Annotated in this window: 12 protein-coding genes; 6 read left to right on the top strand and 6 right to left on the bottom strand. The window is 41.5% G+C overall.

Features of this window, described 5'->3' with window-relative positions:
* The first annotated feature begins 173 nt into the window (after nucleotides 1-173).
* The 6 genes from HMPREF9072_RS02655 to HMPREF9072_RS12610 are packed head-to-tail and all read left to right on the top strand — an operon-like array spanning nucleotide 174 to nucleotide 5,934.
* On the top strand, nucleotides 174-917 hold the full coding sequence (locus HMPREF9072_RS02655) for an outer membrane beta-barrel protein (RefSeq protein ID WP_009410401.1): 744 nt from the start codon (nucleotides 174-176) through the stop codon (nucleotides 915-917).
* Nucleotides 917-2,083: a VWA domain-containing protein gene (locus HMPREF9072_RS02650; RefSeq protein WP_009410400.1), complete on the top strand. Its 1,167-nt coding sequence runs from the start codon at nucleotides 917-919 to the stop codon at nucleotides 2,081-2,083. The genes HMPREF9072_RS02655 and HMPREF9072_RS02650 overlap by 1 nt, the downstream gene beginning before the upstream one ends.
* 45 nt (nucleotides 2,084-2,128) lie before the next feature.
* Entirely contained in the window at nucleotides 2,129-2,848 is a 720-nt protein-coding gene (locus HMPREF9072_RS02645; RefSeq protein WP_009410399.1) for a hypothetical protein, read from the top strand.
* Between the two features lie 25 nt (nucleotides 2,849-2,873).
* Nucleotides 2,874-3,560, top strand: a complete 687-nt coding sequence (locus HMPREF9072_RS02640) for a TIGR00730 family Rossman fold protein (protein WP_009410398.1) — start codon at nucleotides 2,874-2,876, stop codon at nucleotides 3,558-3,560.
* A 41-nt stretch (nucleotides 3,561-3,601) separates the two neighbouring features.
* Nucleotides 3,602-5,746, top strand: coding sequence for a S46 family peptidase (locus tag HMPREF9072_RS02635; protein ID WP_009410397.1), 2,145 nt, complete (start codon nucleotides 3,602-3,604; stop codon nucleotides 5,744-5,746).
* Nucleotides 5,747-5,802: 56 nt separating this feature from the next.
* Nucleotides 5,803-5,934 carry a hypothetical protein gene (locus tag HMPREF9072_RS12610; protein WP_009410396.1) on the top strand — a complete coding sequence of 44 codons (132 nt, stop codon included), beginning with the start codon at nucleotides 5,803-5,805 and terminating at the stop codon, nucleotides 5,932-5,934.
* 149 nt (nucleotides 5,935-6,083) lie between these two features.
* Here the strand turns inward: HMPREF9072_RS12610 and rpoN are convergent, their stop codons facing one another.
* The 6 genes from rpoN to HMPREF9072_RS02605 form a co-directional block, all read right to left on the bottom strand.
* Nucleotides 6,084-7,550 carry an RNA polymerase factor sigma-54 gene (rpoN, locus tag HMPREF9072_RS02630; protein WP_009410395.1) on the bottom strand — a complete coding sequence of 489 codons (1,467 nt, stop codon included), beginning with the start codon at nucleotides 7,548-7,550 and terminating at the stop codon, nucleotides 6,084-6,086.
* Nucleotides 7,551-7,582: 32 nt separating this feature from the next.
* Nucleotides 7,583-8,722 carry a glycosyltransferase family 4 protein gene (locus tag HMPREF9072_RS02625; protein ID WP_009410394.1) on the bottom strand — a complete coding sequence of 380 codons (1,140 nt, stop codon included), beginning with the start codon at nucleotides 8,720-8,722 and terminating at the stop codon, nucleotides 7,583-7,585.
* A 139-nt stretch (nucleotides 8,723-8,861) separates the two neighbouring features.
* The gene (locus tag HMPREF9072_RS02620; RefSeq protein WP_009410393.1) at nucleotides 8,862-9,845 is read right to left on the bottom strand and encodes a cation diffusion facilitator family transporter; all 984 of its coding nucleotides are present in this window, start codon (nucleotides 9,843-9,845) and stop codon (nucleotides 8,862-8,864) included.
* 31 nt (nucleotides 9,846-9,876) lie between these two features.
* Nucleotides 9,877-11,286 carry an alkaline phosphatase gene (locus HMPREF9072_RS02615; protein ID WP_009410392.1) on the bottom strand — a complete coding sequence of 470 codons (1,410 nt, stop codon included), beginning with the start codon at nucleotides 11,284-11,286 and terminating at the stop codon, nucleotides 9,877-9,879.
* Nucleotides 11,287-11,306: 20 nt separating this feature from the next.
* Nucleotides 11,307-12,359 carry a thiamine-phosphate kinase gene (gene thiL / locus HMPREF9072_RS02610; protein WP_009410391.1) on the bottom strand — a complete coding sequence of 351 codons (1,053 nt, stop codon included), beginning with the start codon at nucleotides 12,357-12,359 and terminating at the stop codon, nucleotides 11,307-11,309.
* The gene (locus tag HMPREF9072_RS02605) at nucleotides 12,356-12,820 is read right to left on the bottom strand and encodes a DinB family protein (protein WP_009410390.1); all 465 of its coding nucleotides are present in this window, start codon (nucleotides 12,818-12,820) and stop codon (nucleotides 12,356-12,358) included. The genes thiL and HMPREF9072_RS02605 overlap by 4 nt, the downstream gene beginning before the upstream one ends.
* Between the last annotated feature and the right edge of the window lie 704 nt (nucleotides 12,821-13,524).

Genomic DNA, 13,524 nt, shown 5'->3' with positions numbered 1-13,524 from the left:
CCCGAAGGGGGACAAGCTGGAAAAGGAGACAAACATCTCCCTAGCCCCTTCAAAAGGGGAGTGTAGGGACGGAAAGAGAATGGGCGGATTAGGAAATTAGAGAATTAGAAAATTTGTTAATTTGCTAATTTGCTAATTATTCTTATCTTTGCCCAAAATATACAACAAAAAAGATGAACAAACTAAATAGGATACTGTTGCTTTTCGCTCTTCACTTTTCGCTCTTTACTTTTGCTCAAGAGAATAACGATGATGGAATGATAAGCACCCCACAAACGGCTACTGCTACCGATACGGAGGCAGACCTGCACTACCTCGAAGACCAATTTTACTTTGGTCTTACTTATGACTATTTGGCTGGTAAAGCAAATAGCGTGGTGCAACACAACCTTTCAAGGGGGATTCACGTAGGTTTCATTCGCGACCTACCTATGAACAAAGCGCGTAATGTAGGCTTTGGGGTGGGTATAGGCTATGCTTACGATTTGGTGTACAACAATATGGTGGCTAACAAAACGGTTTCGGGCGTGAGCTATGAGATAGTAGAACGTTTCAGCGACCGGAACATCACTCGTAATTTCTTCGAGACGCATTCGGTAGAAATACCCGTAGAGTTTCGCTTTCGCACCTCTACTCCTTACAGTCATAAGTTTTGGCGCGTGTATACAGGAGCGCGTTTTGCCTATATCTTCAGCGGTAGAAGTTTGTATACTGCCAATGGTGTTTCTATAGCTTTTCAGAACTCCGATATAGCTTATACGTTTCAGGTAAAGCCTTTTATTGCCTTTGGGTATAACGCCTTGAACTTCTATGTGCAGTACAATCTTACCCCTTTACTGAAAGATGCTAAAACTACTGATGATACGAGCCTCAAATCGAATGTGTTACAATTAGGATTACTTTTTTATATTTTATAATGGACGACCTAATTACACGTTGGCGACTCATCTTGGGTCAGGATTTGAATGCTTTGGGTGAGGTATCGCTCAATGAGCAACAATCGCTGATGGACGCCACGCTGGCTGCCCTCTACGACGATACTGAAGGTAACGGTAATAATGGAGGCAAACGCTCGGCAGGCTTAGGCAGTTCGTCACCCAACTTAGCTAAGTGGCTCACCGATGTGCGCTCGTTCTTTCCTCCCGATGTGGTAAGTGTGATTCAAAGCGATGCTATTGAGCGCAAAGGACTCACCAAGCTACTATTTGAACCTGAAACTCTTAAAAACGTAAAGCCCGATATCTCTATGGTGGGCACTTTGATGGCACTCAAAGGGCAAATACCTGCCAAATCTAAAAATACCGCACGCGAATTGGTGAAAGAGGTAGTCAATGAGATTATGAAGCGTATGGAGCAAGACCTACGCCGCGCTGTTACCGGTGCGCTCAACAAAAAAGCGCATACGCCTATTGCCAACTTCTCGTCGACCGACTGGAAGCGCACAATTCAGCGCAACCTCAAGAACTACGATACCGCTACCAAGCGACTTATTCCTGAAAAGTTCTATTTTTTTGAACGCACCCAGCGCCAAAAGAACTGGACAGTGATTTTAGACATCGACCAGAGTGGTTCGATGTGTGATTCGATTATATATTCGTCAGTAATGGGGTCTATCTTTGCGAGTATGCCAGCCCTTGATACGCACGTGGTAGTGTTTGATACAGAAGTAACCGACCTTACGGAAGTCTGTCGTGAAGACCCTGTGGATATGCTTTTTGGGGTACAGTTAGGAGGAGGGACAGATATTAATAAATCGGTGGCGTATTGCCAAACACTTATTGAGAATCCGCGCAAAACGATGTTTATTCTCATTTCTGACCTTTATGAAGGAGGTGTACGCGCCGGACTCTTGCGTCGCCTGAACGAAATGCACCAAGAAGGCGTAAAGATATTGGTGCTCTTAGCCCTCTCTGACAGCGGTCGTCCTGATTACGATGAGAAACTCGGTAAAGAAATCAGCAAACTCGGCATCGCCTGCTTTGCCTGTACTCCTGACCGCCTTCCCGAACTCGTAGAGAACGCCCTCAAAGGGAATGACCTAAAGAAATTTGAGAGAACAAGTCGCACAGATAAGGAAATTTGAGACAATTAGCCAATTTGGCAAAAGTGAAAAACAGTTACCTAAATAATGAAACTATTCTTTTTATTATATATTATCACTACTTTCTCTTATGCACAAAATACTTGTACGCAGAAGGGCATTATAGACGCGATGACCCCTTTTAGCACTGAACAAGGCAGAAAATCTCCATTGATAAAAGCTAAAATAAATATCAATGAGAAAGATATCTCGCCTTTGCTAATGCAAAAGATACTTTATCTCGGTTTTATAGGGGCACACAAAAAGCGATTGAGGATTGACTTTACAGTACAAAAGCAAGGAAAGCGTACTTATACAATGAAAGGTAACACTATGGTAGATAAGAACGAGTGCACTTTTCAAGGGAACATCACTATTGATACACTATATGCTTTTGCGCTACCTTCCTATGGAGTAGACGATGAGTACAAGGGGAAAGTGAAAGAAGAAGGCATAGTTGTTGCTACCTATGAACTGAAAGAAGACCCTAAACAGAGTGCTACGGGTGTTTTTAAAGGAAAGCTATTCGTTAAATGGTATGTAGATAGCAAAAACCGATTTTTGTATGACTATATAGATGACGATTCCGACGCTTATTTTAACAACAGCTTTCTCGGCACTTGGACAAGCTATAAAACAGGCAAAAGCAAGCCTTGTAACTGGGGATTGCACCGCATTCCTTGCGCAGGCGATTTAGACGGTGGAGCTGCCGAATTTATGCCTACTGAAAAATATTACGAATATGGTTGGAAAAACTATACTCCTTAACTCTTAATTTTTAACATTTAACTCAATGAAAAAACATTCTAAAGTTTGGAACGAAACTAAAACACACGACGCTTGGTCGATATTTAAAATAATGGGAGAATTTGTACACGGCTATGAGCAGATGAGCTCCATAGGGCCTTGTGTATGTATTTTTGGTTCGGCACGTATTAAGCCTGAAACACCTTATTACGAACTCACTGTGCGTATTGCACAAAAGATAGTAGATGAAGGCTTCGGTATTATCACCGGCGGTGGACCTGGTATTATGGAGGCGGGCAACAAAGGTGCGCACCTAAACAAAGGTGTATCGGCAGGACTGAATATTGATTTGCCTTTCGAGCAGACGAATAACTCTTATATCGACCACGACAAGAATATTAAATTCAACTACTTCTTTGCGCGTAAGGTGATGTTTGTAAAGTATTCTAAGGCATTTGTAGCAATGCCTGGGGGCTTTGGTACCCTCGACGAACTCTTCGAGACCCTCACTCTCGTGCAAACTTATAAGATAGACAAAATTCCTATTATTTTAGTCGGTACAGATTATTGGAGCGGACTTGTAGACTGGATAAAGAAGATATTATTAGAGAAATTTAATAATATTAGCGCTGAGGATTTGGATTTGTTTCACTTAGTAGATACTGAAGACGAAGTGATTAAAGTCATTGAAGATTTCTACAACAACAAACAACAGTTAAAACCAAATTTTTAGAAAATATTCCCTATATTTGCACTTTAATTTAAACAGTGACTATGAAGAAGTTTATCTCTTTATTACTTTTTAGCTTTTACTTGTTACCTGTTACCTTAACGGCACAGCAAGGCGGTATGTGGATTCCTTCACTTTTGGAGGGTATGAACGCCAGAGAAATGAAGTCCTTAGGTATGAAAATGTCGGTGAGTGATATTTATAGCGTCAATAAGTCGAGCTTGAAAGACGCCGTGCCTCATTTCAATGGAGGCTGTACTGCCGAAATGATTTCGGATAAAGGGCTACTGCTCACTAATCACCATTGTGGCTACGGACAGATACAAGCGCATTCCTCAGTGCAAAATGATTACCTTACCGATGGTTTTTGGGCTAAAAATCTATCGGAAGAGTTGCCTAACAAGAATTTAGAAGTTACTTTTATTGTACGTATTGAAGATGTTACCCAAAAAGTACTCGCCGATACTCAAAACCTAAGTAGTGAGAGCGTTCGCGCCTCTCAGATAGAACGCAATATTGCCTCTTTGGTGAAAAACTCGCCTAAAGAAGCGTGGCAAGAGAATCGGGTTCGTGCTTTCTACGAGGGCAATCAGTATATCCTTTTTGTAGTAGAAACTTTTAAAGATGTGCGTTTAGTAGGTGCACCACCTTCGGCTATAGGCAAATTCGGTTCGGATACCGATAATTGGGTATGGCCTCGCCATACGGGGGACTTCTCGCTCTTCCGTGTATACGCCGATAAAAACAACCGCCCCGCAACCTACTCCAAAGACAACGTGCCCTATCGCCCCAAACACTTCTTTCCTATCTCGTTAAAAGGCGTGAAAGCAGGCGATTTTACAATGGTCTTCGGTTATCCAGGTCGTACTGAAGAATATTTACCTGCCGTAGCAGTGGAACAAATTGTGAATGTATTGAATCCTGCTAAGATAGGCATTCGCGATGTGGTGCTCAAAGTGCAAGACGGCTTTATGCGCAACAGCAACGAAATAAAAATAAAATACGCCTCTAAATACGCCAGCGTTGCCAACTATTGGAAAAAGTGGATAGGTGAAACACAAGGTTTGAAAAAATCGGATGCGGTAGCTATCAAACGCGCTCAAGAACAGAAATTTCAAAAAGAGATAGAAAAAGCAGGTAAAACTGCTGAATATGGTTATATTTTACCTCAGTTTACTGAAAAATACGCTCAAATACAAAACTATGCTTTGGCAGTAGATCTCTTTTCGGAGTTGGTACAGCGCAATATTGACTTGCTGGCAAATGGCTATAAAATCCTTCAACTGCAAAATGCGCTGCACGAGAAAGGAACACAATCGTTCAACGACCGCAAGAAGAACCTTTTAAACAACTTTGAAACGGTATTTAAAAACTACGATGTGAATGTAGATAAAGCCGTATTTGAAAAAGCGGTAGTGTATTATGCTCAGGTGATGCCTAAAACCCTACTCTCGCCTAACTTACAGCAGTTTGAGATACACACACTGGCTGACAAACTCTATAAAGAGTCGTTTTTGGCTTCTAAAACCGAAATGGAAAAAGTACTCAACCTACCCGATGAAGTTTTTGAAAGGCGCCTCAAAAATGACATAGGCGTACAATTTGTACAGCAAATTGTCGCTCATTTCTACGGAACTGTAGTGCCTACTTACCGACAGTTGGATAGCGAGATTACCGCCTTACAGCGTACTTATATGAAGGCTATCTTGGAGTTCTCGAAACCTCAAGACCGCATTTTTCCTGATGCCAATAGCACTTTGCGCGTTACTTATGGAAAGGTAGCTGGTTACTCACCTTCGGATGCTATAACCTATGATTATATGACTTATTTAGACGGTGTAATGGAGAAATACGTGCCTAACGACTACGAATTTAATGTGCCCGCCAAACTGCGCGAGCTCTATGAGAAAAAAGACTATGGTATTTACGGCAAAAACGGCAAGATGCCTGTGTGTTTCGTAGCAACCAATCACACCACGGGAGGCAACTCGGGCAGTCCTGCGATAGACGCACAAGGTAACCTTATCGGTCTCAATTTCGACCGCGTGTGGGAAGGCACAATGAGCGATATCCACTACGACCCTAAAATATGTCGTAATATTATGGTAGATATTCGCTATGTGCTGTTTATCATCGATAAATACGCCGGAGCAGGGTATTTGCTAAATGAGATGAAGATAGTGAAATAATGGTTAATGATGAGTTGAAAACTCTGCCGAAGACTTTCTCTTACTGAAAAAGAAGATTGAAAAATTACCCTAAAAATACAGGTGAATATCAATCTAAAGAAAACGCACTCATCGATAAAGGCAAGGGCTTCTATTATTACAAAGTAGGAAATAAAGAAATTGTAGCTATGTATATTCCACATCTTTGAGCAACCAACTTCGATTATCAAACAGGTGTATAATGAATTAAAAGAAGCTTTTAATTTGTAAAATGGCTTGTTGTGTTACGACAAAAAAACTCCAGTACAGTCTGTCACTATACTGGAGTTTCTTTATGTTTTGCCTGTGAGACTCACACTTACAGCTCTTTTCTGAGGCGTGCTACAGGTATATCCATTTGTTCGCGGTATTTGGCGATAGTACGGCGTGCAATGGGGTAACCTTTCTCTTTGAGGAGCTGTGCCAATTCATCATCGGGGAGGGGTTTACTCTTGTCTTCCTTAGCGATGATATGTTGTAATATCTGCTTGATTTCACGAGTAGAAACATCTTCTCCTTGGTCGTTCTTCATAGATTCCGAAAAGAAATCTTTAATGAGTTTGGTACCGTAAGGAGTGGTTACGTATTTACTGCTCGCTACCCGCGACACGGTAGAGATGTCCATACCTACCTTATCGGCAATATCTTTGAGAATAAGCGGTTTTATTTTCAGCTCATCACCTGTGAGGAAGTACTCGCGTTGGTGCTCCATAATGGCGTTCATCGTGATGAGGAGCGTTTGTTGTCGCTGACGAATAGCATCTATAAACCACTTAGCCGAATCCAGCTTCTGTTTGATAAAAAACACTGCTTCTTTTTGTGAATTGCTCTTTTCCTTACTCTTCTTATAAGTGTCGAGCATAGTGCTATATTCCTTAGAAACGTGTAGTTCAGGAGCATTGCGTCCGTTGAGAGAGAGTTCCAACTCGTTATCTACCACTTTTACGGTAAAATCGGGGATAATTTGCTCTATATGCACATTGTTGCCCACGTAGGAACTTCCAGGTTTAGGGTTTAAGCGTTCCACCTCTTGCACCGCTTCCTTCAGTTGTTCTTCAGTTACCAAAAAGCGCTGTTGCAGTTTGGTGTAATGCTTTTTAGTGAACGCCTCAAAGGCTTCGGTAAGCACTTCTATTGCCAACCCTATAGTAGGTGTTTGTTTTTTGCGGCGCAGTTGTATGAGCAAGCACTCTTGCAAGTCTGAAGCACCTACTCCTGCAGGGTCTAATTGAAATATAATCTGTTGGCGTATTTGCTCTACGTGTTCCTCTTCAGTATAGATATTTTGGGTAAAAGCGAGGTCATCGGTAAGGTCTTGAATAGATCGGCGTATATAGCCTGTATCGTCTATGCTACCCACGAGGAACTCAGCGATGAGGTAATCTTCATCCGAGAGGGTAAAGGTGTTTAATTGGTTGATAAGGGATTGGTGGAACGATACCTCCGCACTGAAAGGAATATCGCGATCCTCATCGTCGTCGCTGTAGTTATTAGCGTGCAAACGATAGTCGGGAATTTCGTCATCACTGAGGTATTCATCGATGTTGATATCGTCCATATCAATCACATCGTTATCGTTATATTCATCAGCAGAGTTGTCAAACTCATCGTGAAACTCATCAAGGGCATCTTCTTCGCGTCCTGATTCTAAAGCGGGGTTTTCTTCCATCTCTTGTTTCACGCGCTGTTCGAAAGCAAGAGTGGGGAGTTGTACGAGTTTCATCAGCTGTATTTGCTGAGGTGAGAGTTTCTGTGAGAGTTTAAGTTGTAAATTCTGTTTGAGCATTTCTTATGAGATAGGGCGCAAAGGTACAAAAATTATTTCTTTTTTATAATTTCATTCACAATATGTCTTATTTTTTGTTTTCTCTTACGGGTGTGATAGCTTCTGTTTACATAAAAGAGGAGCCCTGCCAATCCTATAAAAATAACTCCTAAAACAATTCCTAAATAAAGAGAAGATAGAAAAGTATTGAGATATAAAATCACCACACAAACGATTAAATTGATGAATGCTAATAGTACACTTGCTTGTGAGTGCGACAATTTCATATAGTCTATCATCACGTGGTGGATATGACTGCGGTCGGCTTTAAAAGGTTGTCCGTGACGCAATAGGCGGGTGGTGAACACGCGGGTAGTATCAAAAAAGGGAATGAAAATAATTGCAAGAAGTACCCATATTTTATTTGTGGGGTGTATAATAGCACTTTCTAAGGCTTCAGTGTTTAGGGCAAAGAATTTAATAGCGAGAACTGCGATGAGAAAACCTGCAATCATAGAGCCTGTATCTCCCATAAAAACGCGTTTCCTTACCGATAGATTATAGCGTAAAAAGGCTAATAAAAAACCTATACATAGGATTGATAACAGGAAGTAGTAGTACAGTTGAGCATCGTAGAAAACATAAGCAAAAGCACCAAAAATTACAATACCTACCATTGCAGCTGATCCGTTAATACCATCAATAAGATTGTAAGAGTTTACAATCATCATCATCATACCACAGCTCATAAAAATAGAGAGCCAATATGGAATATCAGTAATGCCTAAGAAATTATCAAGAGTAGTGATTTTAAGCCCAGTTCCTAAAAAAAGCATCAGGGTGGCTATAATTTGACCTATAATCTTAGTACTAGGATTTACACCTACGAGGTCATCTTTTAAGCCAACGAAAAAGAGTACACCTACACCAGATAAGATGTTAATACCTACATTGTCATTATCGAAAAAACGGAGTAAAAAGAGAGTAAAAACTAAACTTACGAAGAAAGAAAAACCTCCTAAGGTAGGTGTTTTTTCTTTATGTGAACTACGTGCATTAGGTTTATCCATTAGGTTTTTGTACTTTGACACGTATATAATACTTGGCAAAGAAAAGTATGCTACTCCCAAAGAGAGTAGAAAAACGCATATGGTAGTAAACCCTAAATTTTCTGAAAAGAAAGTAGTTATCATATTATAAAGGCAATATTTTGGTGCAAAATTAATAAATATACTTTAAACGAGCAAGAAGAATACCGTTAGTTATTTACAATAGGTCAAGTACATCAAAATTAAACCTCAAAGAACCAATGTTTATAGTATCTAATTTGCATTATTGTTTTAGTGGTTCATATCTATGCTTCGCTACTCCAGCGATGTTCTTCACGTCCCACTGTATAGTCTGCACAAAAGGTTTTTCTCTAAAGGGACAGTCGATAGCGCAAATTTCACACGAAAAGGGTTTGCAATAGTCTAAGTGAAAGTTGAATTCTATAGTTCTATCTACTTTTTCTACCAATAGATGAATCACCTTTTCCATCTCTTGGTGGGCTTCTTTTAAAGAATAATAGTAAGGCAGAGTGATATGAGCATCGATGTGTAAGTGAGCCCCAAACTGCTGAATGCGCATATTGTGAATGTCTATCCATTCGGTTTTGCGGTTAGCTTGCAGTATATTTACGAGTTCGGCAAAGAGGGCTTCGTCGCGCTCGTCCATAATACCACTGAGGGCTTTGCGTACAATCTTCCACCCTATCACTATGATATAACTACCAAAACCAATAGCGATTAAAGGGTCGAGCCATAACCAACCGGTGAAGTGTACCAACACCAAACTCAGCACAATAGCTGAAGTAGCAAAAGTATCCGATTGCAAGTGTTTACCTGCACTCATCAACACTAACGAGTTCTCTTTTTTTCCTTTTTGGTAAGAAATATACCCCATAGCGTAATTCACTATGGCGGTAGACCCGAAAAGGGCAATCCCCCAGCCTAATTTATCGAGATGTATTCCCTTTATGAGTGACGAAAAGGCTTCGATGAGAATAAGTACCCCAGCGATGGCGATGAGCATTCCCTCAATGCCAGCGGTAACAAACTCTACCTTGCCGTGCCCATAAGGGTGGTCGGTATCGCGAGGTTTGTTGCAGAGGTATAGCGAATAGAGCCCCATAAAGGCGGCAATAATATTCACAATGCTCTCCATCGTATCCGAAAAAATAGCGTTAGAATTGGTAATGTACCACGCTATCAACTTCACGATGAAGAGCAATATTCCTATAAAAGTAACGAGCTTCTGAAACTGAAAACTTTTCACCCTCTAATTTCTGATTTCTACTTCCTAACTTCTAAACTCTAACCTCCGCTGCCTCCAACAAGAAATTGTGCATATCGGTATTGCGCATAAAAGGTTTAAGTCGCTCGCTACCTGGCCCATACATTGCCAATTCGGTGTAATCCGATGAGTGATCCATACTTATCCAGCCTACCGAAGTATGTGCTTTTTGTATATCGGCAAACAATCGGTAAGGCAGGTGTTTGTAGTTGTACAAGCCGTCTTCTTTTCTTTCGGTTTTAGCGTAATAGCCTAAGAGTTCTTTAGCTTGTTCCTCATTGATGTTCATTCCACCGCAGCATTGAGCAACGTGCTCACGCACTTTGGCTACCGAGTCGTTAGAGTTGATTTGTTGCAATATCCAATCGTTAGAATGGGTGAAGTTTTGCAATCTGTCAAAGTTGTCATTACACTCTTTGCCGTAGATGAGTCCAGGATTAGCATTGCCGTGGTCGGAAGTAAGCACTACAAGAGTGTTGCCATCGGCTTTTGCAAAATCAAGGGCTACTTTTATAGCCTCGTCAAAAGCTACTTGGTCGTACAGCAAAGCCCCTATATCATTGCCGTGTGCCGCCCAGTCTACTTTACCGCCTTCTACTTGTATAACAAAGCCATTAGGGTGACTTTTTAATTGATCGATAGCCTTAGCGGTCATCTCCGCAAGAGTAGGCGATTTAGTTTGTTCTTCACTGCTTTGAGCGCGGTCGATAGAGTAGGGGAGGGCATCTTCAGCAAAGAGCCCATAAAGAGGTTTATTAGTAGGTGCTTTCAGCATTTCACCGCGAGTACGAGCTACCGTATAACCTTTCTTTTTGAGAACAGCAAAGAGGTCTTTTTTGTCCTTGCGATGGGCAGGGTCAAAGTATTTGCTACCGCCACCCAACATCACATCGAAGCCTAATTCGGTGTAGTTGAGGGCTATCTCGTCCATAGCATTACGACTTTTGCTCCACGTACAGAATCCTGCCGGAGTGGCGTGGTTTACCATTACGGTAGTGATACAACCCACTTTTTTGCCTGCTTTTTTGAACTTTTGCAAGATAGGCATATTCTCTTTGCCATCTGGACTGATATTTAGGCTACCGTTCTTTACACGTACTCCACCGCCCCAAGACGAACTCGCTGCTGAGGAGTCGGTGACTACTGAACTTGCTGATGCCATATCCATTACGGCGCGCTGTGCGAGGTTACTTTCGTACAATCCTATCCAGCTGGAAGGGCGACCGAATTTGCGTTTTAGGTACAGGTCAGCCATTACCAAAGTGCCGAAACTCATACCGTCACTCACCATAAAGATGATGTTTTTAGTGCGTTTGTTTTTATGGGCTTCCCCAAGGGTTTGTGCTTGTAAATCGAATGAAGGAAGTACTAAGCCTCCTAAAGCTGCTAAAGCCCCACGTTTAAAAAATGCTCTTCTTTTCATATCTTGTTAATTGTTAATTATCAATTGTCAATTGTTAAAGCGTTCCACCCTTTTGCTATAATCGGTATAAACTGTCCCGCACGGGTGACGAGGTTTACCCCTTCGCTTTTGTCGGTAATGTAACCTATTACGCTAAAATTAGGATTACCTTTTATCTTATCGTAATCTGCTTGGGCAATAGTAAACAGCAGTTCGTAATCCTCGCCACCACTTAGGGCTATGGTAGTGCTATCTAAATTGAACTCCTCACAAGTGCTAATTACTTGTGGGTCAAGCGGTATTTTGTCTTCATATAACCTACAACCTACCCCCGATTGTTTGCAAATGTGCAATATCTCTGACGACAATCCGTCGCTTACATCCATCATAGCAGTAGGTTTTACACCTAATTGTTTGAGCAGTGGCGGAATGTCCTTGCGGGCTTCGGGTTTGAGCTGGCGTTCCAAAATGTAAGAATACATCTCTATATCGGGTTGAGAGTTTGGGTTTACCTGAAAGACCGCCTTTTCGCGTTCCAATATCTGTAAACCCATATAGGCACCCCCTATATCGCCCGTGAGTACCACAAGGTCGTTAGGTTGCGCTCCGTTGCGATATACTAAGTCCGATGCTTTCGCTTCACCTATCGCCGTTACCGAGATGATGAGTCCGCGTGTAGATGAGGTCGTGTCGCCTCCTACTAAGTCTACCTTATAATGCTCGCAGGCTAGGCGAATGCCTGCATAGAACTCTTCTAAGGCTTCTAACGGAAAGCGATTGGATACAGCTATCGATACGGTTATTTGGGTAGCCGTAGCGTTCATCGCATAGATATCCGATACGTTCACTACTACCGACTTGTATCCTAAATGCTTCAGCGGTACATAGCTAAGGTCGAAATGTACACCTTCAATAAGCAGGTCGGTAGAGACGACAGTTCGCTTATTTTTAAAATCCATTACCGCCGCATCGTCGCCTACGCCTTTAAGAGTGGAAGGATTGTGAATTTCAAATCCCTTCGTTAGGCGGTCGATGAGTCCAAATTCACCCAAATCGGCTAATGAGGTACGGTGAGGCGTTTTATCTTCTATCATTTAGCAAAGTAGTTTAAAGCAATTACCACCCCAAGGTGCATTCCCTCGTGAGTATTGTTGAAATGTATCGCATCTTCAATGCAGGTAAGCGCATAGCCATAGCTGGTCGTGTAAGGAGTAAAATTAGTGAATACCCTACGCTCGTAGTCGGCTTGCAGTTGTTTTTGGGTACTGATGAGCAGACTGCGCAATTCTTGAATTTCCTTAGCGGTAGGAATGTGTCCATCGGGATAAGTACCTTTTTTATAAGTATCTACAAAAGTTTCGGGTACAACAAAATTGAGTCCTGATAGTTTGTAGCAGAGTATTTGTTGTTGTGCCACGCAGTGAGCGATGTTCCACCAGATATTATTGTGAAATCCATTAGGGATTTGCGCTAATTGTTCAGGAGTTAGGTTCTCCAAATAAGTTAAAAGATTGTTGCGGGTTGCCACGTGTAAGGCAAATACTTGTTCTGTCATATAGTTGTTAGTTTTTTGTCGTTAGTTATTATCATTAGTGTCAATTGAGAGTAGGGGAATTAATGTATTGTTCCACTGTAAATTATATAACTCGCCTATAATGATTATCGCCAATTCCTCCTTTCGAGGGTTATCAGCAATTGTCAACTAAGTGAATTAGAGAGTAGGTTTTATCACTTTTCCCGTCACCACATTCCCCCTTCGAAGGAAGTTAGCATTCGTCATTCCTTCCCTTTTCCGTCATCACATTCCCCCTTTGAAGGGGGTTAGGGGGATGTTTTCCCTTATTGCCTATGCCCTAAGGCCTAGCACCTCTTCCTCTTTCTTTCGCCCCGAAACCCTGTTTTTAATATTTTTAGTACTGTTGTATCGTGTTATAAGTCAACTATTTATATACCCTTTCTATACCAATCGTCCAAGATTCGTATAAGCTTCCTATAAGCTCTCTATAAGCTAACCATACCCTCCTTACAGCCTTTTCTCACTAAACCTCCTCTCAACCTTCTTGCGAATTTCTCCGTTTCCTTCCGAGCGCTCCTAACAGTTCTAACACATCGCTTTTGCGGTACGCACTTTGCCAAAGTTTCAAACTTTGGCAAAGTTGAATAAACTGATTGTCACCTCCTAAAAAAGGTTGTATTAATTATTGTTTTATTAGTCAAATTTTCTAATTCTCTCATTTCCTCATTCTCTCATTTCCTCAT

It is taken from the genome of Capnocytophaga sp. oral taxon 324 str. F0483 (assembly GCF_000318315.2).
GTDB classification, from domain to species: Bacteria; Bacteroidota; Bacteroidia; order Flavobacteriales; family Flavobacteriaceae; genus Capnocytophaga; species Capnocytophaga ochracea.
This window is presented reverse-complemented; position numbering and strand designations above follow the sequence as displayed.